The sequence below is a fragment of the Mesorhizobium sp. WSM3866 genome (assembly GCF_002294795.1).
In the GTDB taxonomy this organism is placed as follows: domain Bacteria; phylum Pseudomonadota; class Alphaproteobacteria; order Rhizobiales; family Rhizobiaceae; genus Mesorhizobium.
Genome location: NZ_NSGC01000010.1, coordinates 114,171 through 137,920 on the forward strand (window position 1 = coordinate 114,171; position 23,750 = coordinate 137,920).

Below are 23,750 nucleotides of genomic sequence, written 5' to 3' on the forward strand. Positions count from 1 at the left end.
GCCTGCCTCACCAGTCGAGCGGTGTCAGAGGCCGAGGCCGCCGAGGCAGACATATTTGGTGTCGAGATAGTCCTCGATGCCCTGATGTCCGCCTTCCTTGCCGAGGCCCGATTCCTTGACGCCGCCGAACGGCGCCTCGGGCGTGGTGATCAGGCCTTCATTGACGCCGACCATGCCGTATTTCAGCCCTTCCATGACGCGGAAGGCGCGGCCGAGATCGCCGGTGTAGAAATAGCAGGCGAGGCCGAACTCGGTGTCGTTGGCCAATGCGATTGCTTCTTCCTCGGTCTCGAACTTGAACACGGGGGCGACCGGCCCGAAGATCTCTTCCTTCATGAAGCGCATCTTGGGCGTGGCGTCGGCGATGACCGTCGGCTGGAAGAACGAGCCGCCGAGCGCATGGCGATTGCCGCCGGCAACGACCTTGCCGCCCTTCGAGGTGGCATCGGCGATCAGTTCCTCGACCTTCTCGACCGCTTTCTCGTCGATCAGCGGCCCCTGCTGCACGCCTTCTTCCAGGCCGGAGCCGACCTTCAGACTGTTGCTGGCAGCGGCCAGCTTCTCGACGAACTTGTCATAGATACCCGCCTGGACGAGGAAGCGGTTGGTGCAGACGCAGGTCTGGCCGGAATTGCGGTACTTCGCGGTGATGGCGCCGGTGACGGCGCGATCGATGTCGGCATCGTCGAAGACCAGGAACGGCGCATTGCCGCCGAGTTCCATCGACACTTTCTTGACCGTCGTCGACGACTTCTGAATCAGGATCTTGCCGACCTCGGTCGAGCCGGTGAAGGTGATCTTCTTGACCAGCGGGTTGGCGCAGATCTCGTCGCCGATCTCGCCGGCCGAACCGGTCAGGATGTTGATGACGCCCTTGGGGAAGCCGACCTCTTCGGCGAGCGCGCCCCAGGCGAGACCCGAATAAGGCGTCTGCGAGGCCGGTTTGACCACGGCCGTGCAGCCCGCGGCCAGCGCCGGTCCGAGCTTGCGGGCGAGCATCGAGGACGGGAAGTTCCATGGCGTGATGGCGGCAATGACGCCGACCGGCTCCTTCGTCACCAGGATGCGGCGGTCGCCCCAGGGCGACGGCACGATGTCGCCATAGGTGCGGCGGCCTTCCTCGGCGAACCAGAGGATATAGCTCGCGGCCGAGCCGATCTCGCCCTTGGATTCGAACAGCGACTTGCCCTGCTCGATGGTGAGCAACTCGGCCAGCACGTCCTGATTGTCCATCATTGCGTCGTGCAGCTTGCGCAGAAGCTTCGAGCGCTCGAGCGCGGTTGTCTTGCGCCAGCTCTTGAATGCTTCATCGGCGGCCTCGATGGCGCGGCGGGTTTCGGTCTTGCCGGCCTTCGGCACGGTGCCGATCTTCAGGCCGGTCGCCGGATTGTTGACGTCGATGGTCTGGCCGCTGTCGGCCTGCACCCATTCGCCGTTGATGAGATTGGCCTGGCGCATGAAATGACTGGTTTTCTGAAGCATGGTCTGGCCTCCGTTTCGGCGCGCTGATCGGCCGTTTTTCTGGATATTCGGGGGCGTGCAAGGCTGCACGCTGGCGCATTGCTCTTACCTAGGGAAAGCCCGGCAAGCAATCACAAGATGGCATATAGGGGTTGGGCCAGCAAAGACGAGCGCTAGCCGAACACATGCAGGACCACCGTCAGCCAGAAGGATGTGGTGAGCACCGCGCTGGCCGTGGCGATCGTCATCTGGTTGGACGCCAGCGCTTGTCCGGTGTTGAACTGAACGGCGATGAGATAGGAATTGATGCCGGAAGGCAGCGCCGCCACGACCACGGCGACCTTTGCCGTCAGCGGCGGCAGGCCGAGCAGCCAGACCGCGAGCAGCACCAAGGCCGGCATCAGGAAGAGTTTCAGCGCCGACAGCGCGAGCGCTGGGCGCACGTTGCCGGAAATGCCGAAGCGGCGCAGGCTGAGCCCCATCGCAAACAGCGCCACCGGCCCGGCCGTATCGGCCAGCGCGTCGACCAGCCGCTCGATCAGCGGCGGCAGCGGCGCGCCGATGAAGCGCCAGGCGAGCCCCGCGAGAATGCCGATGATCAGCGGGTTGACGAACAGCCGCCTGAGGAAATTCCGGATGACGCGCAACGGATGCACAGACTCGTCGTCGCGACGACCGAACATCTCGAACAGCACGATTGACGCCATCATCATGACAGGCAGGTGGATCGAGACCAGCAGCGACAGCACCTCGAAGCCGCTGGTGCCGAATATGCCGAGGATGAAGGGCGCGCCAAGCAGCACGACATTGGAATAGGCCGAGGACACGCCGCCGACGATGCCGGCGCGGGCATCGCGGCCGAAGAGGCGCGTCATGACCAAGTGCCCGGCGGACCAGGTGACGGCAACCGCCGCAAAATAGGCGCTCCACAGCGACCATGGCGCCACGCCATGGAAATCGGACTTCACCATCGTCTGGAACAAGAGCAGCGGCATAGCCACGTTTACGGCGAACTCGGATATGCCCTCACCACTCACCGGCTTCAGATAGCCGGTAAGGCCGGCGAAATAGCCGAGCGCAACGAGACTGAAGACGAAGAGGACGGTTTCGGTGAGCGGCGTCATTGTTCGGGCGGAGACATCTTTCCCGTGATAGGCAAGCCCCGAGCGCCGTGCAATCGGCCGTTCTCCGGCCGACCGTTGGTCCTCTGCTTGTTTTTCAGCCGGCTTTGCGGTCCCTATATGCCGATCATGGCCCCGGCCTCTCCCGGCCGCCATAAGGACTTCACATGCTGCGACTTGCCCTGGCGCTTTTCCTGCTTGCCGTTCCCACCCTCGCCCACGCAACCGACGCCGGCTGGGCGCTGCTGCGCGATGGCGGCCATATCGTCCTGCTTAGGCATGCCTTCGTCACCGGGACCACCGATCCGGCGAATTTCGACATCGGCAATTGCGCCACCCAGCTCAACCTGTCCGAGCGCGGCAAGCAGCAGTCAAGCCGCATCGGGGCGCTGTTTGCGGCGCGCGCGGCGCCCATCGAGCGTGTGCTCTCCAGCCGCTACTGCCGCTGCCTTGATACCGCCCGCATCGCTTTCGAGGCCGAACCGAAACCATTTGCGCCGCTCGACTTGCTCAAGACCGATTCGGCTGAGAAGGCCGCTCAGATGGAGGCGGTGATGAAGGAGATCCGGGGCTATTCCGGCTCTGGTGCTGGTCACGCATCTGGAAAACATCCAGGCGCTCACCGGCGTCTCGCCGCGCGAGGGCGAGGCCGTGGTCGTGGCGCCTAATGGAGACGGCCTCAAAGTGCTCGGCCGCGTCACCTTCTGACGGCATAGGTCTGCCCAGCTCAGCACTGTGGCCGAAATGCCACAGCCGCAAGAAGCCGCAAGCCCCCGCGATAATGCCGCTTGCGACAAGCCGTCGCAGGGTCTATAGGCGCGCTCCCGGTCACGAAAACCGAAGCGAGCACAACGGTTGGAGCTTTCGTCTCCGCCCGCGCAGCCGGCTTTGCCGCGCTGTGTACGGCGCCGTTTCGGAGTGTTGGGATCGCCGATGTAGCTCAGAGGAAGAGCGCCGGATTTGGTCCGGAGGTCAGGGGTTCGAGTCCCTTCATCAGCACCACGGATAGCTCAGTTTGGTTAGAGCGTCAGACTCATAATCTGATTGTCGAAGGTTCGATTCCTTCTCCAACGGCCTGTTAAGCCGACACCTTTGGGTGGTGTTATCCAAAACGGTCCGGGGACCGGAATGCAGAAGACCTGACGGACGGCTAAGCCTTCGGGCCGAGGCCGTATCGAACGGTCCGATGCCATCGGCTCGCGGCCAGGCTCGCGGTGACGATCAAGGCGCGGCAATGCCGGCAAAGGAGCCTTCGGGCGCCGGCGCCCGCCTTGCCGCCCCGCGATCCGCTCCCGAAGGCCCGCCGCCTGGCGATGCCACCGGTCTCCGGATCATTCGTGCCGGGAAACGAAACGAGAAACGAAAGGACGATCGACGCATGACGTGACGCCTCACATGGGGCCATGCCCGACAGGAGTAAAGACAATGAAGACCATTCTCGAAAAGGTTCTGGGACGCCAGCGCGTCCTCGTGAAGGAAAATGAACGTGCCGTTGCCCTCTACAAGGGCGAGATCCAGGCTGTCCTGATGCCGGGCGAACATTGGCTCGACAACCGGCGCGGAAACCTGGAAATCTCCAGGCACGACCTGAAGAACCCGGAATTCGTTTCGGCCTACGAGAAGGCATTGTTCGACAAGCTCCCGGATGTGGCCGCGCGTCACTTCACCGTGGTTCGCACCGGGCGCACCGACATTGCCGTGATCGAGCGCGACGGCGCCCTTCATGCCGTTCTCGCTCCGGATCGCAAGCTCGTGCTGTGGACGGATGCCGGCCCGTGGGCGGTGACCTCCGTCGACGCGGCGGCCGATCTGGCCGCCGATCCGGCCTTGATGCGCCGGATCGGCCAGGCCCAGAAGACGGAACACATGTTCCTGCATCCGGTCGTGGACGGTCAGGTCGGTCTGCTGTTCGTGGACGGCGTCTACACCCGCACGCTTGTCGCGGGGGTGCACGCCTTCTGGAATGTCGGGCGCATGGTCCAGGTGAAGGTCGTCGATCTCAAGCGGCAGTCGCTTGATGTCAACGGGCAGGAAGTGCTGACCAAGGATCGCGTGACGATCCGCGTCAACATCGCCGCCGAATACCGGGTCGTCGATCCGGTGACGGCGGTGAGCATGGTGAAGGACTTCTCGGAAGCCCTCTACCGCGCCCTGCAGTACGCCTTCCGCAAGACGCTCGGCGCGCTCACCCTCGACCAGATCCTCGACAAGAAGATCACGGTCGATGAGGAGGCAGCCGCCAAGGTGCGTTCCGACATGGCCGCGATCGGCCTCGAGGTCAGCGATATCGCGCTCAAGGATGTGATCCTGCCGGGCGAGATGCGCGAGATCCTCAACCAGGTGGTTTCGGCCGAGAAGCAGGCCGAGGCCAACGTCATCCGCCGCCGCGAGGAGACGAACGCCACGCGTTCGCTGCTCAACACGGCCAAGGTGATGGCCGAGAATCCGGTGATGCTGCGGCTGAAGGAACTCGAGGCTCTCGAGGCCATCGCCGGCAAGGTCGAGCGCCTGACTGTCCACAACGGGACGGGCGGGCTGCTCAACGATCTGGTCAAGCTCCGCGAAGGCTGAGCTTACGCCACGTAAAATGGGAAGGGCCGCCGGTTGCCCGGCGGCCCTTCTTGCGTCCACAAAGCCGGCATCCCATCTGCGCCCGGCGTGTCAGGCCTTTTCCTGCCCGGAAAAACCGATTAGACAGCGCCAAAACAAGATGCGGACAGATTCCGCCCGCAACCGAAGGAAGAGCCCTTGTCCACCACGTTCGAGAAAGTCGCCAAGATCATTGCCGACACCAGCGAGATCGATATCGACACCATCACGCCCGAAAGCCATACCATCGACGATCTCGGCATCGACAGCCTCGATTTCCTCGACATCGTCTTTGCCATCGACAAGGAATTCGGCATCAAGGTGCCGCTCGAGAAGTGGACGCAAGAGGTTAATGACGGCAAGGCTTCGACCGACGACTACTTCGTCATGCAGAACCTGTGCGCCAAGATCGACGCGCTGGTCGCGGCCAAGGCCGCCTGAAGAGCGCGACCTTGCCCCGCCTCCAGCCTGACCAGCAAAGCCGCTCATGAGCAGCCCGCGCGACGTCGTCATCACCGGCATCGGCCTTGTCTCTTCCCTGGGAGAAGGACCAGACGCGCATTGGCAGAAGCTGACCCGGCCGGGCGTTGAGCCGGTGCTCGATGCGACGCGCTTTGCGCCCTACACAATTCATCCCCTGCCCGAGATCGACTGGAACCTGCAGATCGCCAAGCGCGGGGACCAGCGCCAGATGGAGACCTGGCAGCGGCTCGGCACCTATGTCGCCGGCCTGGCGCTGGACGACGCCGGCATCAAGGGCAATGACGAGCTTTGCGCGACCATGGACATGGTTGTGGCGGCCGGCGGCGGCGAGCGCGACGAGGCCGTGGACAGCGCGATCCTGGCGGCGTCCGAGAGCCGCAACGACCGCGACGTGCTGCTCAACGAGAAGCTGACCACGGAATTGCGGCCGACGCTGTTCCTCGCCCAGCTTTCCAATCTGCTCGCCGGCAACATCTCCATCGTGCACAAGGTCACCGGCTCGTCTCGTACCTTCATGGGCGAGGAAGGCGCCGGCGTCTCTGCCGTTGAGACGGCCGCCGCGCGCATCCGCTCCGGCCAGTCGACCCATGTGCTGGTCGGCGGCGCCTTCCAGACCGAGCACTCAGACATGCTGCTCGGCTATGAGCTCGCCGGTTATCTGCATCGCGGCCCGTGGAGACCGGTCTGGCAAAGACAGGGCGCGGAAGGCGGCGGCGTGGTGACGGGCTCGGGCGGCGCTTTCTTGGTGCTCGAACAGCGCGAGCATGCGCAGAGCCGGGGTCGCAAGATCTATGCTGAGCTCGGTCCTGTGGTTTCCGGCCGGGCGAGGCGCCGGCGCGGCGAGCTGAATGCCGAAATCGCCGCTTTGCTGAAGCAGGCGGCGCTGCCCGCCGGCGAATTGCTGACCATTTCCGGTGCCTCCGGCGCCCATGCCGCCACGGCGGCCGAAAAGGTGGCACTCGATGCCAACCCGGCGCTTGCAGTGCGCGCCTTCTCGACGCTCACCGGCCACATGAAGGAAGCCCAGTTCCCCTTCGCCGTGGCGCTTGCCGCGCTCGCCGTCGACCGCAAGGCCCCCTACCCTGTCTTCGATGCCACAGTGGAGCAACCATTCGAAGGCGCCCCCAGCTCCGTCCTTGCAACGGCGATCGGCTATCACCAATTCGAGGGCCTGGGGCTGATCAAGGCCGCTTAGAGCGAGACAGACAGAACATGGCCAATCTCCGCGATCACATGGGCAGGCCTATCGTCGCCGTGACCGGCATCGGCGTGGTGACTTCGCTTGGCGTCGGCAAGGCCGACAACTGGGCGGCGCTGACCTCAGGCAAATCCGGCATCCATCCGATCACCCGTTTTCCCGTCGATCATCTGAACACCCGCATCTCCGGCATGGTCGATTTCCTGCCGTCGAGCTCCAAGGGTGCCAGTCCCCTCACCTACGAGCTGGCCGAGACGGCCGCCCAGGAAGCGGTGTCGGAGGCCGGCCTCGATTCCGGCGATTTCGGCGGCCCGCTCTTTCTCGCCTCGCCGCCGGTCGAGCTCGATTGGGCCGACCGCTTCTCGCTCTACAATTCCGACAAGAAGGAAAGCGGTTCCGAGAGACTGCTGCGCGTGGCGCGCGGACTGAAGGAGCTCGGCATTTTCGAGACCACCCAGTTCGGCTCGATCGCCGATCGCCTGGCCGATCGTTTTGGCACGCGCGGCCTGCCGATCACGCTGTCGACAGCCTGCGCGTCAGGCGCCACCGCCATCCAGCTCGGTGTCGAGGCGATCCGCCGCGGCGAATGCGACAAGGCGCTGTCGATCGGCGCCGACGGCTCCGCCACGGCCGAAGCCCTGATCCGCTTCTCGCTGCTCTCGGCGCTTTCCACCCACAACGACATTCCCGAAAAGGCCTCGAAACCCTTCTCCAAGGACCGCGACGGTTTTGTCCTTGCCGAAGGTTCCGGCGCGCTGGTGCTGGAGTCGCTGGAGGCGGCACTTACCCGGGGAGCCACCATCCTCGGCATCATGCGCGGCTGCGGCGAGCGCGCCGACGACTTCCACCGCACCCGCTCCAAGCCTGACGGTTCGCCGGCCATCGCCGCGGTACGCGCCGCCCTTGCGGATGCCGGCTTGAGCGAGGACGAGATCGACTACGTCAACGCGCACGGCACCTCGACGCCGGAAAACGACAAGATGGAGCATCTGTCGCTGTCGACCGTGTTCGGCGAGCGGATCGGCTCGATGCCGATCTCGTCGAACAAGTCGATGATCGGCCACACGCTGTCCGCTGCCGGCGCGGTCGAGGCCGCGTTCTCGCTGATGACCATGCGCGAAAGCGTCATCCCGCCGACCATCAATTACGACAATCCTGATCCGGCAATCGTGCTCGACGTGGTGCCAAACAAGAAGCGCAACGCAGAGGTCGGCACGGTTCTGTCGAATTCCTTCGGTTTCGGCGGCCAGAACACCTGCCTTGTCATGGCGCGGGAACCGGTCTAAGCGGACGTTTTCCCGCTTCCAAAGTACCGACAGGCCAAATGCGCGCATTGCAACTTATCGAGGACCGCCGCCTTGAAACGGTGGACCTTCCGCCTCCCCCGCCGCCTTCGCAAGGTGAAGTGACGCTCCGCATCAAGGCGGTGGCGCTCAACCATATCGACGTCTGGGGCTGGCGCGGCATGGCCTTCGCCAAGCGCAAGCTGCCGCTGGTCGTCGGCGCCGAAGCCTCGGGCGAGGTCGAGGCTGTCGGGCCAGGCGTCTCCACCCTCCTGCCGGGGCAACTGGTGTCGATCTACGGCGCGCGAACCTGCGGGCTCTGCCGTGCCTGCCGCGAGGGCCGCGACAATCTTTGCGAGCACGTCTCCGGCGTCCACGGTTTTCATCTCGACGGCTTCGCGCAGGAAAAGATCAACCTGCCTGCCCGTCTCCTGGTGCCTGCGCCGCCCGGTGTCTCAGAGATCGGCGCTGCCGTCGCACCCGTCACCTTCGGCACGGTCGAGCATATGCTGTTCGACAACGCGAAACTGGAGCCCGGTGAAACCATCCTCGTCCATGCCGGCGGCTCCGGCATCGGCACCGCAGCCATCCAATTGGCGAAGCGCATGGGCTGCACGGTCATCACTACGGTCGGCTCGAACGACAAGATCGACAAGGCGAAGGCGCTTGGCGCCGACCATGTCATCAACTATCGCGAGGATCGCTTCGAAGGCGTGGTGCGCAAGCTGACGAAGAAAAAGGGCGTCGATGTCGTGTTCGAACATGTCGGCGCCGACACTTTTGCAGGTTCGATGCTATGCCTGAGGCGCGGCGGCCGCCTCGTCACCTGCGGCTCGACCTCCGGCGTCTCGACGCAGGTCAACCTGATGCAGCTTTTCCAGCAACAGCTGAAGCTGCTCGGCTCCTTCGGCTGCCGCATGAAGAACATGGCCGATGCCATGCAGAAAATGGCGGCCGGTCTCGTCGCGCCCGTGATCGACACCGAAGTCGGCTTCGACGACATCGACGCCGCGCTGAAGCGCATGGAAGGCCGCGACGTCTTCGGCAAGATCATTCTTCGCGTTTCCTAAGACAAGATGGTCGGCAAGGTACTCAAGAAAGCCCGCCGGGACTTCATGTTCCGCTATGGCCGGCGGCTACGCCAAATGGAGCACTGGCTGGTGGCGCGGCTTGCCATGGCGATCATCGGCCTGCTGCGCCTTTTGCCGCCTGACAGCGCGCTCAACTTCGCCGACCGCGTCGCCCGCCGCATCGGGCCGATGGTCGGACGGCACAGGGTAGCCGTCAACAATCTGCGCCTTGCCTATCCGCAAAAGAGCGATGCCGAAATCGAGGCCATCGCGTCCGACATGTGGGGCAACATGGCCCGGCTTGCCGCCGAATACATCTTCCTCGATGCCCTCTTCGATTTTGACCCGAATGCCGCCAAGCCGGGCCGGGTCGAGGTCAGCGGTATCGAGCATTTCGTCGAAATCGCAGGCGAAAAGAAGCCGCACATCCTGTTCACCGGCCATCTCGGCAATTTCGAGCTTTTGCCGGTCGCCGCCGCCACCTTCGGCATGAACATCACGGCACTGTTCCGCCCGCCCAACAATCCCTACCTTGCCGACTACATCCACTCGACACGCCGCTCGAGCATGGGAGGCCTGCTGCCGTCCTCGACCGGCGCATCGTTCGCCCTTGCCGCCATCCTGGAAAACGGCGGCAATATCGGCGTGCTGGTCGATCAGAAATTCACGAACGGCGTCGAGACGACCTTCTTTGGTCGCCCCTGCCAGAGCAATCCCGTGCTGGGGATGCTCGCCCGCCACTATGACTGTGATGTCTATCCGGCGCGCTGCGTCAGGCTGCCGGGAAACCGTTTCCGATTGGAAATCGAAGACAAGCTCGACTTGCCGCGCACCGAAACCGGCAGCGTCGATGTTCACGCCACCACGCAGCTGCTCGCCGACGTCGTTGAGCGCTGGGTGCGCGAGGATCCCGGACAGTGGATGTGGTTCCACAAGCGCTGGGAGATGAGCGGCCGGCGACGTAAGCGGCGTGAGCGGGCCAAGATCAGCTAAAGCGGCCCAGAACGTTCAGATCGCTTTCGTCTGGATCAAACGCTAAACCGCTAGGAGATAACTTTCTGCTAGCCGTGTTGCGTGCCATGCGCAACGAAGGGCCGCGAGGACTAAGTCCACGCGGCTCCAGGTTCTGCTGTCTCAAAGCGGAGCGGGGATGGTGAAGTTCGGCCGGAACGTATCCATCGTGGCACCGTTGCGATCCTCGGAAAGCAGTGTGTCCGAGCCGAAGCTTGCCCGCAGGCCAACCACGTATTTGTGGATGTTCACGCTGCCTGAAGCCTCCGAGATGGTCAGGTGATCCAACTGGTAGCGCCCGAATACCGACCACGGCGTCCCATCGAACCTGTATGTAGCCTGCAAGGCGGCTGTGACAGTATCGAGGTGGCCACCATCCGCGGAAAGCCTCGAGAACCCGAGTTCGCCATCGAAACGGAGATTGTCCTGGGCGAAGAAGCGCACCACTCCACGGCCGCCCCAGTTGTCCAAATGCTCCGAAAAGCCGCTGGCCCGCAACTGGCCATAATAAATTTGGCCGTAGATCGTCACGTTGCCGAAATAGGCCTGTGCCTCCGGGCCGACGGTGAAAGTGTAAAGGTCTGCGTCACCGATGCCGTTATCGCCGCCAAATCCGTTTATCGTAGCAAATCCACCCAGCGCATATGAGCTCGGATCGCGCCAGTAACCGTGGATCGCACCGCCGTAGCTGTAGATGTTCGTGCCTTCGACCCAAAGCGAATCGATCACCGCGTCGGTCTGGATGTTCCAGCGGGCGTCGATCGGGAAATTCACCCGAACGGCGCCGCCGGCAGTCGTGCCATCCGAGTCGTCCCCGGGGGTCGCGAAATAGAGACCTCCGAGATAGATTTCGCCATAACCTGATATATGCGGCTGCGCGAGTTCCTGGTCCAGAAGAACGGGTGCATCGGCAGCAAAAGCCGAGGTTGCGGTTGCCGCGATCGCAGCGCTCAATAGAAATCGATACATTAAAGTCCCCAAGCAGCCAGAACAACGCTTCGTACTTACCACTGCGCCGTCATGCAAACCAGCTTCGGCGATGCTCACGCTAGTATAAGCTGTTTGTTTTCGAAGCATGTGCGGCATTGCTGCAACGCTCCGAGCAGGCGCAGCCATGAAATGCTGCCTGCGGCCTAGGCAGCCCTCTCCGGCCCGTTTCAATCGGTGACGACGATTCGCGTGTTGCCGTAGCCGGCTTCCTTCACCATCGAATAGAAAGTCGCGGCATTGGCCGTATGCAGGCGCACGCAGCCATGCGAGGCCGGACGCCCGAGATATTTCACGGCGCCGGTGCCGTGAATGGCGTAGCCGCCGCGGAAGAACACCGAATACGGCATCGGCGAATTGTCATACTTGCGCGAGTACCACATCCGCGCGGTCCATTGCGGCCGGTAGCTGCCGCGCGGTGTGAAGTAGCCCCTGCGGGCCGTCGATACATTCCAGCGATACAGCACCTGGCCGTATCTGCTGACGGTCATCGTCTGCGTCGAGACGTCGATATTGGCGACCAGCGAAGCCGCCCGGCTTGCGATCGACGTGCCGAGCAACGTGGTTGCCAGCACGGCCGCCATGAGGCTGGATTTTTTCATGCGATGAACCCCTTCGATTGCCCCCTGCCATCACGTGGTCTCTTTTCCATCATTTTCGCCGGCAGGTGCGTTAAGTACCACACACTCCTTGACAAATTCGCCAATTCGATTTCGCGAATTTGAATGATTTCCCGTCATAGTTGCTGGGCCGCCGCCCACTCTCAACGGTTTGAGCGCGAGCCTGCCCTCAATCATTGTCCGGCAACCGCGAAAGGCAGCTTGCAAAAGCGCCGCGTTGCTTCTTCAATCAGCAGGATGAATGAACGACTCCTCCGGGCCGTCGATGACCGGGTCGACGACCTGATCGCGCTGACCGCCGAGCTCATCCGCTTTCCGACCGTCAATCCGCCCGGCGAGGCCTACCGGCCATGTGCCGAGTATCTTGGCGCACGCCTCAAGAAGCTCGGCTTCGAAACCGAATTCATTCGCGCAGAAGGCACGCCCGGCGACACCGACCGCTACCCGCGCGTCAATGTCGTCGCCCGCTTCGACGGCCGCTCGCCCGGTGCCTGCGTCCATTTCAACTCGCATATCGACGTGGTCGAGGCCGGCGAAGGCTGGACCGTCGATCCTTTCGCCGGCCTGGTGAAGGAAGGTAGGGTCTACGGCCGCGGCGCCTGCGACATGAAAGGCGGGCTGGCGGCTTCTGTCATTGCCGCCGAAGCCTTCATGGAGGTCTATCCCGACTTTCCCGGCGCCATAGAGATATCCGGCACGGTCGACGAGGAATCCGGCGGGTTCGGCGGCGTCGCCCATCTGGCGAAGCTCGGCTATTTCTCGAAGCCGAAGGTCGACCACGTCATCATCCCCGAGCCGCTGAACAAGGACCGCATCTGCCTTGGCCATCGCGGGGTCTGGTGGGCCGAGATCGAGACCAAGGGCGAGATCGCGCATGGCTCGATGCCGTTCCTCGGCGACAACGCGGTGCGCCATATGGGTGCCGTCGTGCAGGCCTTCGAGGACGAGCTTTTCCCGGCGCTCGACCGCAAGGTGACGCGCATGCCGGTGGTGCCCGAGGGCGCCCGGCGCTCGACCATGAACATCAATTCCGTCCATGGCGGCCAGACCGAGGATTTCCGGCCGGGACTGCCCTCGCCCAACGTGCCGGATTCCTGCCGGCTGACCATCGACCGCCGCTTCCTGCTCGAGGAAGACCTCACCACCGTCAAGGGTGAAGTCACCGGCATCCTCGACCGGCTGAAGCGCGAGCGAGAAAAGTTCGACTACGAGATCCGCGACCTGATGGAGGTGCTGCCGCTGATGACCGAGCGCGACGCGCCGGTGGTGAAAGCCGTCGCCAAGGGCATCATGGAAATCTTCGACCGCGAGCCGGAATACGTCATTTCGCCCGGTACCTACGACCAGAAGCATGTTGTCCGCATTGGCCAGATCTACGACTGCATCGCTTATGGCCCCGGCATCCTCGATCTCGCGCATCGGCCGGACGAATGGGTGGGCATCGCCGACATGGTGGACGCGGCCAAGGTGATGGCGATCGGCCTCGACGTGCTGCTGCGCGGTACGACCGGCTGATCGGGAAAAACATTTCGCTTGGCGCCACCCGGCAGCACGAAACGCAATTTACTCATAGGCCAAATCACGCTTCTATCCGCTTGGCTTGTCCGTTTGACCGCATGGGAGTTCGGCAATGAGATTGTGGAAGACCATTTTGGCCGCCGCTGTGCTTACTTTCGCGGCCGCCACGTCGGCATTTTCGGCCCGTACCGACCTCGTCATCGGCATTCCGCTCGAACCCCCGCATCTCGATCCGACCGCGGGCGCCGCCGCCGCCATCGACGAGGTGCTCTACGCCAATGTCTTCGAAGGTCTCACCCGCATCGGTCCGAACGGCGAGGTGATCCCCGACCTTGCCGAAAGCTGGACCATCTCGGATGACGGCAAGATCTACACTTTCAAGCTGCACACCGGCGTGAAATTCCACGACGGCAGCGATTTCAGCGCCGACGACGTGAAATTCTCTCTCGACCGTGCCCGGGCCGACAATTCGGTCAACGCCCAAAAGGGGCTGTTCGCGCAGATCGACAAGGTCGATGTCGTCGATCCGGCGACGGTGAAGGTCACGCTGAAAAACCCGCAAGGCTCCTTCCTGTACAATATGGGCTGGGGCGACGCGGTGATGGTGTCGCCGAAATCGGCCGACACCAACAAGGAAAAGCCGGTCGGCACCGGCCCCTTCAAGTTCCAGAACTGGGCCAAGGGCTCGTCGATCACGCTTGTGAAGTCGGACAATTACTGGGGTGCCCCGGTTGCGCTCGACAAGGTCGAGTTCCGCATCGTACCCGACGCCGCCGCCGCCGTGCCGGCGCTGCTTTCCGGCGACATCCAGGCCTTCCCCTTCTTCGATCCCGACAGCGTCTCTCAGGTCAAGGACGATCCGCGTTTCAAGGTGGTGATCGGCTCCACCGAAGGCGAGACGATTCTTTCGATAAACAACAAGAAGCCGCCCTTCGACAAGCTCCAGGTGCGCCAGGCCATCTCCTTCGCGCTCGACCGCAAGGCGATCATCGACGGCGCCTCGGCGGGCCTCGGCGTGCCGATCGGCTCGCATATGTCGCCCGCCAACAAAGATTATGTCGACCTCACCGGCCTCTATCCGCACAATGTCGACAAGGCCAAGGAACTGCTGAAGGAAGCCGGTCTCGAGAAAGGCTTCAAGGCGACGCTGAAGCTGCCGCCGCCGTCCTATGCGCGGCTTGGCGGCGAGATCATCGCGTCCGAGCTGCGCGATGTCGGCATCGATCTGGAGATCATCCCCGTCGAATGGGCGCAATGGCTGGATCAGGTCTTCACCAAGAAGGACTACGACCTCACCATCGTCTCCCACACCGAGCCGAACGACATCGATATCTATTCGCGCAAGGACTATTACTTCAACTACGACAACCCGGCCTTCGACGCCATCATCGCCAAGCTCAACCTGACCTCGGACGAGGCGAAGCGGAAAGAGCTGCTGGCAGAGGCGCAGAAGATCCTCGCCGACGACGCCGTGGTCGGCTTCCTTTACGAGCTGCCGAAGGTCGGGGTCTGGGACGCGAAGCTGCAGGGCCTGTGGGAGAATGCACCGATTCAGGCCAATGACCTTACCAAGGTGAAGTGGACGGATTGACGGCCGGCGCGGTCGCCTGATCGCCTCCCATGGCCACCTATCTCCTCAAGCGCCTCATCATCGCGACCATCACGCTGGTGCTGGCCTCGATGGTGGTGTTTGCGGTGATGGAAATCCTGCCTGGCGACCCGGCGCGCCTGATGCTGGGCTTCAACGCCAGCGCCGACCAGGTCGAGCTGTTGCGCAACCAGATGGGCCTGAACGCGCCGCTTGTCCTGCGCTACCTGCACTGGGCGGGCGGGTTGCTCAGCCTCGATTTCGGTCGCTCCTACACCTATTCGGTTCCCGTCATCGACCTCGTGGGTGAGCGCGTCGTCGTTTCTCTGCCGCTGGCGCTAATCGCGCTGGCGCTGTCGACCGTCATAGCCATTCCGGTCGGGGTGTTTTCCGCCGGCCGCCAGGGCCGGGCCGGCGACACAGTCGCCATGGGTGCTGCCCAACTCGGCGTTGCCGTGCCGAATTTCTGGTTCGCGCTGATGCTGATCTATCTCTTCGCCGTCTGGCTGCGGCTGGTGCCGGCGGGTGGGTTTCCTGGCTGGGGCGCCGGGATCTGGCCGGCGGTAAAATCGCTGCTGCTGCCGGCGGTGGCGCTGGCGCTGCCGCAGGCGGCGATCCTGGCGCGCGTCGCCCGCTCGGCGCTGATCGAGGTGCTCAACGAAGACTATATCCGCACCGCCCGCGCCAAAGGCCTGCCCTACCGCGCCGTGCTCTGGCGCCACGCGCTGCGCAACGCCATGATCCCGGTGCTCACCATTCTCGGCCTGCAATTCGCGTTCCTGCTTGCCGGCACCATCATCATCGAGAATGTCTTCTATCTGCCGGGGCTTGGACGGCTGGTTTTCCAAGCCATCACCCAGCGCGACCTGATCGTCGTCGAGAGCGTCGTCATGCTGCTGGTCGCCGCCGTGATCGCCGTCAATCTGCTGGTCGACTTCTCCTACGCCGTTGTCGATCCGCGGCTCAGGGGCCGGCAATGATAATGCGCGTCGACCTGCCCGAGGAAACGCTTGCCGGGGTTCTGGCCAAAGCCTTCGGCAACCGCTCTTTTCTGATCGGCTTCGCCATCACGCTGCTGGTGGCCGCGATTGCGCTGCTCTCCTTTGTATGGACGCCCTACGACGTCACCAAGCTGGTCATCGCAGACAAGACGCAGGCGCCCTCGTGGACGCATTGGTTCGGCACCGACCATTTCGGTCGCGACATCCTTTCGATGATCATGGTCGGCGCACGCAACTCGATCGCGGTAGCGCTGGTGGCGGTCGGCATCGGCATGGGCATCGGCGTGCCGCTCGGCGCCTTCGCGGCGGCGCGGGGCGGCCTTGCCGACGAGGCGCTGATGCGCATCAACGATCTCGTCTTCGCCTTCCCGGCACTACTGTCGGCGATCATGATCACCGCCATCTTCGGGCCGGGCGCCGTCAACGCCATCATCGCCATTGGCATCTTCAACATCCCGGTCTTCGCGCGCGTCGCCCGCGCCGGCGCCTTGGCGATCTGGCCGCGCGAATTCATCCTCGCCGCGCGCGCTGCCGGCAAGGGCATGACGCAGATTTCTGTCGAGCACATCCTGCCCAACATCGCGACGCTGCTGCTGGTACAGGGCACGATCCAGTTTGCGCTGGGCATCCTCGCCGAAGCGGGGCTTTCCTATGTGGGCCTGGGCGCGCAGCCGCCAATGCCGAGCTGGGGCCGCATGCTGTTCGACGCGCAGACGCGGATGGTGACGGCGCCGTGGATGGCAATCTTTCCCGGCATGGCGATCATCGTGACCGTGCTTGGGCTCAACCTGCTCGGCGACGGCATCGCCGACATCCTCGATCCGAAATCGCGGCGGCGGCGATGAGCCTGCTCCAGATCGAGAACCTGTCGCTTGTCATCGGCGGAACGCGGATCCTGAAGCAGGTCGAGCTTGCGATTGCGCCTGGCGAGGTGGTCGGCCTGGTCGGCGAATCCGGTTCCGGGAAATCGATGACGGCGCTGACGATCATGAGCCTGCTGCCGCATCTAGCTCAAACCAGCGGACGCGTCACTTTCGACGGCATCGACCTCCTTGCAGCGAGCGAGGACCAGATGTGCGCGCTGCGCGGCGACGACATCGGCATGGTTTTCCAGGAGCCGATGACGGCGCTCAATCCAGTCAAGACCATCGGCGAGCAGGTGGCCGAGGGCATTCGCTGGCACACCAGGGCGGGCCGCGCCGAGGCCGAGGATCGCGCGCGAAAAATGCTCGACCGTGTCGGCCTGCCGGAAGCCAAGTTCCCACTGTCGCGCTACCCGCATGAGCTCTCCGGCGGGCAGCGCCAGCGCGTCGTCATCGCCATCGCCTGCGCGCTGAAGCCAAAATTGCTGATTGCCGACGAGCCGACCACGGCGCTCGATGTGGTGCTGCAGGCGCAGATCCTCGACCTGCTGCGCGATCTGGTCAGCGAAAACCGCATGGGCCTGCTGCTCATCTCGCACGACCTTGCGGTAGTGACCGAGATGGCCGACCGCCTGACCATCCTGCGCGGTGGCGAAGTGATGGAAGCCGGCGACACCGCGCGCACGCTGTCGGCACAACACCACCCCTACACGCGCGAGCTGGCGCTGGCTTCCATGCATGTGCCGGCGCGGCCCAAAAAACACCTTGCCGGTTCGGCAAAGCCGCTGCTCGAAGTCGAAGGCCTGAGCCGCGACTATCCGGGTCGGCGCAAATCCCTGTTCCGGGCGGCAGAGCCGATCCGCGCCGTCGACGATGTATCGCTAACCATCGAGCCGGCCCAGTCGGTAGCCCTCGTTGGCCGTTCCGGCTGCGGCAAATCCACGCTCGCCCGCATGATCCTGGCATTGGACAAGTCGACGGCGGGCTCAATCCGCTTTCGCGGCCAAACCATCACCGGCAAATCAGAGGCCGAGCTGAAGCCGGCCAGGCGCGACATGCAGGTGGTCTTCCAGGACCCTTACGGCTCCTTCGATCCACGCCAGAAGGTCGAGAAGCTGGTCGCCGAGCCGTTGCATCTCCTGGAGACCCAGCCGTTGAAAGCCGAGCGGCGCGAGATGGTCGCGCATGCGCTGCATGAGGTCGGACTCGGCCCGCGCGACATGGACAAATACCCGCATGAATTCTCGGGCGGCCAGCGCCAGCGCCTGTCGATCGCCCGCGCCATCATCACCCGCCCGAAACTGGTCGTCGCCGACGAGCCGGTCTCGGCGCTGGATGTGTCGATCCGCGCCCAGATCCTCGACCTCTTCGCCGAGCTTAACCAGAAGCTCGGCATCGCCTATCTGTTCATCACCCATGACCTGACGGTTGCCCGCGCCATGTCGGACGAGGTGCTGGTCATGCATGAGGGCAAGATAGTCGAGCGCGGCAGGACGGCCGATGTGCTCGACAGCCCGCGCTCGGAAGCCGCGCAGGCGCTGGTCGCGGCGGCGCCGGACCTTCACCGTGCGATCGCGCGACGCATGCAGGAACAAGGGTAAGCGGCGAGCCCGAGCTCAGCCCTCCGGTTTGACCAAATCCACCGGGCTGATGTCGAGTAGGTCGAGCGTGCGACGCAGCAGCTTCACCTCGCTCTCGGCAAGCTTGGAATCCGCCTTCGCGATCTCGGCCATGTGACGCGCAAGCAGCTTTCGCCGCTCGACATCGAGGTCGCGGAACAGCGCGATCGCTTGTGAGCCGTTGGTCTCGTAGCCGTAGTCGTTGAGATATTCGACGACGCTGTCGATCGAGGCTTCGGGAATGCCGAAGGCTTCCTTGCAGATGTGCCGGAAGGCGACCATCTCGCTCTCCGACACCGCGCCGTCGGCCAGGATCATCCGGAACAGCATCAGAAGCTCGGCCGACAGCACCGGATCGTCCGCTACCTTGCGCACGCCGGGGTCGCCGTCGAAGATCGAGCGTATCTGATCGAGCAGCGCCATCGCCGTAAGCCTCCCCTTGCAATTCCGTTGAAATTGTTAGCGTGGAATCGGTCTTGCGCAAACTGTGTAAGCATGATGGAAGCAGCCGTCCCCCGCCTTGACCCACAGCCCGATGATCGACCTTACCTTGCAGACTGTCTTCATGCTCACCGCTGCCGCCTTCGCGGCGGGCTTCGTCGATTCGATCGCCGGCGGCGGCGGCCTGATCACCATCCCGGCGCTGCTTCTGGCGGGCTTCTCTCCGGTGGCAGCGCTCGGCACCAACAAGCTGCAGGGCATGTTCGGGTCCGGCTCGGCCACGATGCACTATGCCGCGAACGGCCAGGTCGATCTGCGCCGACAATTGCCTTCCGCGCTGCTGGCCCTTGTTGGCGGCGCCATCGGCGCCCTGCTGGCGACGATCGTCCCCGGCGACTTCCTGCGTGCCCTTTTGCCGGTTCTCCTGATCGCGATCGCTCTCTACTTCGCGTTCAAACCCAACATGAACGACGTTGACCGCGCAGAACGTCTGTCGCCGCTCCTCTTCGGCCTAACGATTGTGCCTGCCATCGGCTTGTACGACGGTCTGTTCGGCCCAGGCACGGGCTCGTTCCTTATGCTCGCCTTCGTCAGCCTTGCCGGCTATGGTCTGCTCAAGGCGACCGCGCACACCAAGCTGCTCAATTTCGCCTCCAACATCGGCGGCTTCGTCGTCTTCGCCGCCGTCGGCGTCATCGACTGGAAGATCGGTCTGATGATGGGTGTCGCCCAGTTTCTGGGCGCCCGCCTCGGCGCAGGCCTCGCCATCAAAATCGGCGCAAGACTGATCAAGCCGCTGCTGGTGATCGTGTGTGTAGCGCTGGCGGTGAAGCTGCTTGCCGACCCGGCCAATCCCCTACGCCAACTCATTGGTGTGTGACTGTCCTGCTGGTAGAATTCGGGTGTTGCGAATCATGTTGGAGGGACCAGACATGAATCTTAGTGCGCCCACGCAGATCGTGTTCATTATTTCGTTGGTCATCGCCGCCATCGGCCTTCTCGCCGCTCTCGGCCTTCTTGCGTTCATTCCTCTCGCGTCGGTGTGGATCATGCTCATCGCCTATGTCGTGCTCGCCGGCGGCTGCCTGATGCGCGGCGCCTAAAGCAATCCAGGAAAAGTGTGGAGCAACTCGGAGCGCCCGGCCCTGCCGGGCGCTTTTGATTTTTGCGAGCGTGTTCTGCTAGGCTTGCGGCATGTCCGACGAGACGGAGCGCCATCGGGAGGATACTCGCTCTCCCGCCCTCCATTCCGAGATGGTGCGGCGCAAACCCGCCGCCCCGCTCGCAGGCATCGTCACGGATATCTGCGGCTATCGGGAAATATTGCCCGGCCATTTCCGCATGGTCGAATATGCCTCGCTGACCGTACCCCTGGTGATCAGCTTCGCCGAAGCCTTCGCCATCGGGCTCGGCCGCAGCCCGGGCGACAACGATCGCTACGCCAGCTTCGCCGCCGGTCTCTATGCCGGCCCGGTCATGATCGAATCCTTCGGCGCCGCCTGCTGTGTCCAGGTCAATTTCACGCCGCTTGGCGCCAGGCAATTCTTCGGCCTGCCGATGAGTGAGTTGCGCGACCGCATGGTCGGGTTGGACGATGCGATGGGCTTTGATGGCATCGCGCTGCGCGAACAGCTCGGCGAAGCGTCGGATTGGGACAAGCGCTTCGACATTGCCGAGGGTTTCATCGCAGGCCGACTCGCGGACGCGCATGCGCTTTCGCCCGAAATCGCCTGGGCCTACCGGACGGTCATCGCATCGGGCGGCCGCACCCGCATTTTGGCGCTCGCCAGCGAGATCGGCTGGAGCCGCAAGCATCTGGCGGCGAAATTCACCGACGCGACCGGCATCGGCCCGAAGACATTGTCACGCATCGTGCGCTTCAACCGCGCGCTGTCGCTGTCGAAGCGGCAGGACGACAACTGGGCCGGCATTGCCGCCGATTGCGGCTACGCCGACCAGGCGCATCTGGTGCGCGAATTCCGTCAGCTTGCCGGCGAAACGCCATCCGGGCTCGCCACGTGGATCTAAGCTTCAGGCGAGGTAACATTTCTTCAAGACGTGGAAACCGCCTTCGCACAGACTGGCATCCATTCAACCAGCACAGGGATATTGTCATGCCAGCAACAAACGAAGCACCCCGTCTCTATCCAGCCCTGCGATACAGGAACGCCGCTAGGATGATCGACTGGCTCAGCGAGGCCTTCGGCTTCGAACTGCGCGCCCGTTATGGCGATGGCGACATCGTTCACCACGCGGAACTGACCTTTCGGTCCTCGATGATCATGCTGGGCACCGCGCGCGACGACGATTACGGCAAGATGGTCGGCGAGCCCGGCGGTGGCGGCGGCAAGTCCATCTACATTGCCGTCGATGACGCCGATGCCGCCTATGCCAAGGCGAAGAAGGCCGGCGCCAGGATCACCCAGGAACTGGTCGACCGCGACTATGGCAGTCGCGAGTTCATCTGCCTCGACCCCGAAGGCAATGTCTGGTCCTTCGGCACCTACTGGCCGAAGGCGGGCGAGAAGGCGTAGTTGCTATCCGCGCCGGCATTTGCGGCTGGCGAAAACGCCTGAACTTCGTCATCCACGGGCGGAGCGGGAGCGAAGCGGACGCGAAGACCCGAGGATTCATTCCGTGACCTCGATCGAAGGGCGCAGAGGAGCAGAATTCTGCACGGTAGCAACGCCTTACCGTCACGGAATGGATCCTCGGGTCTGCGCCGCGTCGCTTCGCTCCTTGCTCCGCCCGTGGATGACGATGCGGCGGAAGCTTTCGCTAATGGCAAGCGTATGCGCATCGACGGGAGGACCTACCGCGCCAGCCCGAAAATCGCATCGCAGTCGAGATGCTTCTCCAGCTCGGCCGCGACCTCGTCCAGCGCCTTCTCGACCTCGGCGCGATAGTCGATGCCCCCATCCTTGACCCCGAGGCTCGCAAGGTAGGCCGCGCGAAAAGCGTCCGCTGCAAACAGCCCATGCAGATAGGTACCGATAACCTTGCCATCGGCGGAGACCGCGCCGTCCTCGAGGCCGTTGATGATCGCCGAAGGCCGCGCGGCGTCCGGGCCGGTGGTGCGGCCAAGATGGATCTCGTAGCCTTCGAGCGGCAGGCCGAATTGCACCGAATGAGCGCTCGAGTTGCGCACCGTCTTTTCCGGTTCCATCACCGTCTCGATGTCGAGCAGGCCAAGGCCCTCCGTCTCGATGACGCTGCCTTCGATGCCATCGGGGTCGCGAACCTTGCGGCCGAGCATCTGATATCCGCCGCAGATGCCGACGACATGGCCGCCGCGTTTGCGGTGCGCGGCAAGGTCGCGATCCCAGCCATTCTCGCGGAATTTTATCAGATCGCCGATGGTCGATTTCGAGCCCGGAATGACCACCAGCCCGGCATCTTCCGGGAGCGGCTTTCCCGGCGGCACGAACACCACCTCGACCTGCGGCTCGGCCTTGAGCGGATCGAGATCGTCGAAGTTGGCGATCCGCGCCAGCATGGGCACCGCCACCTTCAGCGCCCGCCTTTCGCCCGAGGCAAGTCGCTCGAGCACAACCGAATCTTCGGACGGCAGCCTTGCCGCGGACTTCAGCCAGGGCACGACGCCGAAACAGCGCCAGCCGGTAAACTTGCCGATGGCGCTGACCCCATCGTCGAACAGCGAGACATCGCCGCGGAACTTGTTGATGAGATAGCCGGCGATCATGCGCCGGTCTTCCTCCGGCAGGATCAGATGCGTGCCGGCGACGGAAGCAATGACGCCGCCGCGGTCGATGTCGCCGATAAGCACCACCGGGACGTTGGCACGCGTGGCAAAGCCCATATTGGCGATGTCGCGGCTTCTAAGGTTGATCTCGGCCGGCGAGCCGGCGCCCTCGACGATGACGAGGTCGGCGTCCTCGCCGACCTTCGCCCAGGAATCGAGCACCGCATCCATCAGCCTGGCCTTCATTGCCTGATAGTCGCGCGCCCGCGCCTCGCCAAAAACCTTGCCCTGCACCACCACTTGCGAGCCGATGTCGCTTTGCGGCTTGAGCAGCACCGGGTTCATGTGCACGGTCGGCCTCACCCCGCAGGCCAGCGCCTGCAGCCACTGCCCGCGGCCGATCTCGCCGCCGCCGGTCTTGTTGTTGCCGGGGATGTCGGCGACGGCGGCGTTGTTGGACATGTTCTGCGGCTTGAACGGCCTGACCTTCAGTCCGCGTTTTTTTGCTGCCCGGCAGAGCCCCGCCACCAGCACCGTCTTGCCGACATCCGAGCCGGTGCCTTGCAGCATGATCGCCCTGGCCATCAGCCCCTGCCCTCCGCGCCGATGATCGATTTCTGCGCGAGCGGTCCACCTCGCCAGATATAGAGCGCCATCAGTGGCTCCTTGCCGGTACGCATGGCGTGATTGACGTTGGACGCATGGTGGATGATTTCGCCCGCCGCTCGAACCCGAAAGCCGGCCCCGCCCATGCGCCACTCGGTGCTGCCGGTCAGCGGAATGTAGATCTCCTCGGCGGTGTGGTGGTGGTCTGGGTAGACACTGTCGGGCCCGAGGATCAGCAGGCCGCCCGCGACCTCGTCATTGGCGAAATGCCCCCGCGTGCCGAACACCTCCAGCCAGCCGTAATTGTCGATGAAGAGCTGTCCGAAATCGGCAGCGGTATAAGTCTGGCCCCAGCACAGCTCATTGCGATGGTCCGCGATGAACCGCGTCAGCGGCCCGGCGTCCCGCGGCGCAAGCTCCGCAATCCGATCGAGATGGCGAAGGCAACGAAGCGCACGTGGTTCGCGCGAACGAGAGGGCATGTGCCAACCGATGCGCGCGACGGCGTCCGCAACCAGATCGCTGTCGATGCCGGCGAGATAGAAGTGGAACCGGTCCAGCAGCTGATCGAAAATTGTCGGCACGCAA

Annotated in this window: 22 protein-coding genes, 2 tRNA genes and 1 pseudogene; 18 read left to right on the forward strand and 7 right to left on the reverse strand. The window is 63.7% G+C overall.

What is annotated here, in order from left to right; genetic code table 11:
• Positions 1 to 24: 24 nt before the first annotated feature.
• Together CK222_RS22575 and CK222_RS22580 are read right to left on the reverse strand one after the other, a co-directional pair.
• Complete coding sequence (locus tag CK222_RS22575; protein ID WP_095801915.1) at positions 25 to 1,482, reverse strand: NAD-dependent succinate-semialdehyde dehydrogenase; 1,458 nt, start codon at positions 1,480 to 1,482, stop codon at positions 25 to 27.
• Positions 1,483 to 1,634: 152 nt separating this feature from the next.
• Positions 1,635 to 2,585 (reverse strand): AEC family transporter, encoded by a 951-nt coding sequence (locus CK222_RS22580; protein WP_095801916.1) that lies wholly within the window; start codon positions 2,583 to 2,585, stop codon positions 1,635 to 1,637.
• 164 nt (positions 2,586 to 2,749) lie between these two features.
• Between CK222_RS22580 and CK222_RS22585 the strand changes: the two are divergent.
• From CK222_RS22585 to CK222_RS22625, 9 genes and pseudogenes are all read left to right on the forward strand, one after another.
• Positions 2,750 to 3,290, forward strand: a pseudogene (locus tag CK222_RS22585) (histidine phosphatase family protein).
• A gap of 221 nt (positions 3,291 to 3,511) precedes the next feature.
• Positions 3,512 to 3,584 (forward strand) — tRNA-Gln (locus tag CK222_RS22590).
• A tRNA-Met gene (locus CK222_RS22595) sits at positions 3,585 to 3,653 on the forward strand.
• A gap of 354 nt (positions 3,654 to 4,007) precedes the next feature.
• Positions 4,008 to 5,153: a slipin family protein gene (locus tag CK222_RS22600; protein WP_095801917.1), complete on the forward strand. Its 1,146-nt coding sequence runs from the start codon at positions 4,008 to 4,010 to the stop codon at positions 5,151 to 5,153.
• A 177-nt stretch (positions 5,154 to 5,330) separates the two neighbouring features.
• Positions 5,331 to 5,612 carry an acyl carrier protein gene (locus CK222_RS22605; RefSeq protein WP_066999801.1) on the forward strand — a complete coding sequence of 94 codons (282 nt, stop codon included), beginning with the start codon at positions 5,331 to 5,333 and terminating at the stop codon, positions 5,610 to 5,612.
• Positions 5,613 to 5,658: 46 nt separating this feature from the next.
• Positions 5,659 to 6,849 (forward strand): beta-ketoacyl-ACP synthase, encoded by a 1,191-nt coding sequence (locus CK222_RS22610; RefSeq protein WP_095801918.1) that lies wholly within the window; start codon positions 5,659 to 5,661, stop codon positions 6,847 to 6,849.
• Positions 6,850 to 6,866: 17 nt separating this feature from the next.
• On the forward strand, positions 6,867 to 8,138 hold the full coding sequence (locus tag CK222_RS22615) for a beta-ketoacyl-ACP synthase (RefSeq protein WP_066999795.1): 1,272 nt from the start codon (positions 6,867 to 6,869) through the stop codon (positions 8,136 to 8,138).
• Between the two features lie 38 nt (positions 8,139 to 8,176).
• Entirely contained in the window at positions 8,177 to 9,205 is a 1,029-nt protein-coding gene (locus CK222_RS22620) for a zinc-binding dehydrogenase (RefSeq protein ID WP_067329404.1), read from the forward strand.
• Positions 9,206 to 9,211: 6 nt separating this feature from the next.
• Positions 9,212 to 10,198: a lipid A biosynthesis lauroyl acyltransferase gene (locus CK222_RS22625; protein WP_095801919.1), complete on the forward strand. Its 987-nt coding sequence runs from the start codon at positions 9,212 to 9,214 to the stop codon at positions 10,196 to 10,198.
• A 141-nt stretch (positions 10,199 to 10,339) separates the two neighbouring features.
• Here the strand turns inward: CK222_RS22625 and CK222_RS22630 are convergent, their stop codons facing one another.
• Both CK222_RS22630 and CK222_RS22635 read right to left on the reverse strand, forming a co-directional pair.
• Entirely contained in the window at positions 10,340 to 11,170 is an 831-nt protein-coding gene (locus CK222_RS22630; RefSeq protein ID WP_095801920.1) for a hypothetical protein, read from the reverse strand.
• 203 nt (positions 11,171 to 11,373) lie between these two features.
• Entirely contained in the window at positions 11,374 to 11,805 is a 432-nt protein-coding gene (locus tag CK222_RS22635; RefSeq protein WP_066999783.1) for a L,D-transpeptidase, read from the reverse strand.
• 255 nt (positions 11,806 to 12,060) lie between these two features.
• On the opposite strand from CK222_RS22635, the gene CK222_RS22640 reads away from it, so the two are divergent.
• The 5 genes from CK222_RS22640 to CK222_RS22660 all read left to right on the forward strand — a co-directional run bounded on the left by CK222_RS22640 (position 12,061) and on the right by CK222_RS22660 (position 18,394).
• Positions 12,061 to 13,338, forward strand: coding sequence for an acetylornithine deacetylase/succinyl-diaminopimelate desuccinylase family protein (locus CK222_RS22640; protein WP_095801921.1), 1,278 nt, complete (start codon positions 12,061 to 12,063; stop codon positions 13,336 to 13,338).
• 115 nt (positions 13,339 to 13,453) lie between these two features.
• A complete protein-coding gene (locus tag CK222_RS22645) occupies positions 13,454 to 14,932 on the forward strand; it encodes an ABC transporter substrate-binding protein (RefSeq protein WP_095801922.1) in 1,479 nt (492 codons plus the stop codon).
• Positions 14,933 to 14,961: 29 nt separating this feature from the next.
• Positions 14,962 to 15,909 carry an ABC transporter permease gene (locus tag CK222_RS22650; RefSeq protein ID WP_095801923.1) on the forward strand — a complete coding sequence of 316 codons (948 nt, stop codon included), beginning with the start codon at positions 14,962 to 14,964 and terminating at the stop codon, positions 15,907 to 15,909.
• The gene (locus CK222_RS22655) at positions 15,906 to 16,775 is read left to right on the forward strand and encodes an ABC transporter permease (RefSeq protein WP_067329386.1); all 870 of its coding nucleotides are present in this window, start codon (positions 15,906 to 15,908) and stop codon (positions 16,773 to 16,775) included. The genes CK222_RS22650 and CK222_RS22655 overlap by 4 nt, the downstream gene beginning before the upstream one ends.
• A complete protein-coding gene (locus CK222_RS22660; protein ID WP_067329383.1) occupies positions 16,772 to 18,394 on the forward strand; it encodes a dipeptide ABC transporter ATP-binding protein in 1,623 nt (540 codons plus the stop codon). The genes CK222_RS22655 and CK222_RS22660 overlap by 4 nt, the downstream gene beginning before the upstream one ends.
• 15 nt (positions 18,395 to 18,409) lie before the next feature.
• Here the strand turns inward: CK222_RS22660 and CK222_RS22665 are convergent, their stop codons facing one another.
• Complete coding sequence (locus CK222_RS22665; RefSeq protein ID WP_066999766.1) at positions 18,410 to 18,835, reverse strand: TerB family tellurite resistance protein; 426 nt, start codon at positions 18,833 to 18,835, stop codon at positions 18,410 to 18,412.
• Positions 18,836 to 18,947: 112 nt separating this feature from the next.
• Between CK222_RS22665 and CK222_RS22670 the strand changes: the two genes are divergently transcribed.
• The 4 genes from CK222_RS22670 (at position 18,948) to CK222_RS22685 (ending at position 21,387) form a co-directional block, all read left to right on the forward strand.
• Positions 18,948 to 19,733 carry a TSUP family transporter gene (locus CK222_RS22670; RefSeq protein ID WP_095801924.1) on the forward strand — a complete coding sequence of 262 codons (786 nt, stop codon included), beginning with the start codon at positions 18,948 to 18,950 and terminating at the stop codon, positions 19,731 to 19,733.
• Positions 19,734 to 19,785: 52 nt separating this feature from the next.
• The gene (locus tag CK222_RS22675) at positions 19,786 to 19,956 is read left to right on the forward strand and encodes a hypothetical protein (protein WP_082954093.1); all 171 of its coding nucleotides are present in this window, start codon (positions 19,786 to 19,788) and stop codon (positions 19,954 to 19,956) included.
• 91 nt (positions 19,957 to 20,047) lie between these two features.
• On the forward strand, positions 20,048 to 20,881 hold the full coding sequence (locus CK222_RS22680) for an AraC family transcriptional regulator (RefSeq protein WP_095801925.1): 834 nt from the start codon (positions 20,048 to 20,050) through the stop codon (positions 20,879 to 20,881).
• An 86-nt stretch (positions 20,882 to 20,967) separates the two neighbouring features.
• On the forward strand, positions 20,968 to 21,387 hold the full coding sequence (locus tag CK222_RS22685) for a VOC family protein (RefSeq protein WP_095801926.1): 420 nt from the start codon (positions 20,968 to 20,970) through the stop codon (positions 21,385 to 21,387).
• Between the two features lie 278 nt (positions 21,388 to 21,665).
• Here CK222_RS22685 and CK222_RS22690 read toward each other — a convergent pair whose 3' ends face one another.
• Both CK222_RS22690 and CK222_RS22695 read right to left on the reverse strand, forming a co-directional pair.
• On the reverse strand, positions 21,666 to 23,141 hold the full coding sequence (locus CK222_RS22690; RefSeq protein ID WP_095801927.1) for a cobyric acid synthase: 1,476 nt from the start codon (positions 23,139 to 23,141) through the stop codon (positions 21,666 to 21,668).
• Entirely contained in the window at positions 23,141 to 23,746 is a 606-nt protein-coding gene (locus CK222_RS22695; RefSeq protein ID WP_095801928.1) for a dimethylsulfonioproprionate lyase family protein, read from the reverse strand. Before CK222_RS22695 ends, CK222_RS22690 begins: the two co-directional genes overlap by 1 nt.
• Positions 23,747 to 23,750 lie beyond the last annotated feature (4 nt).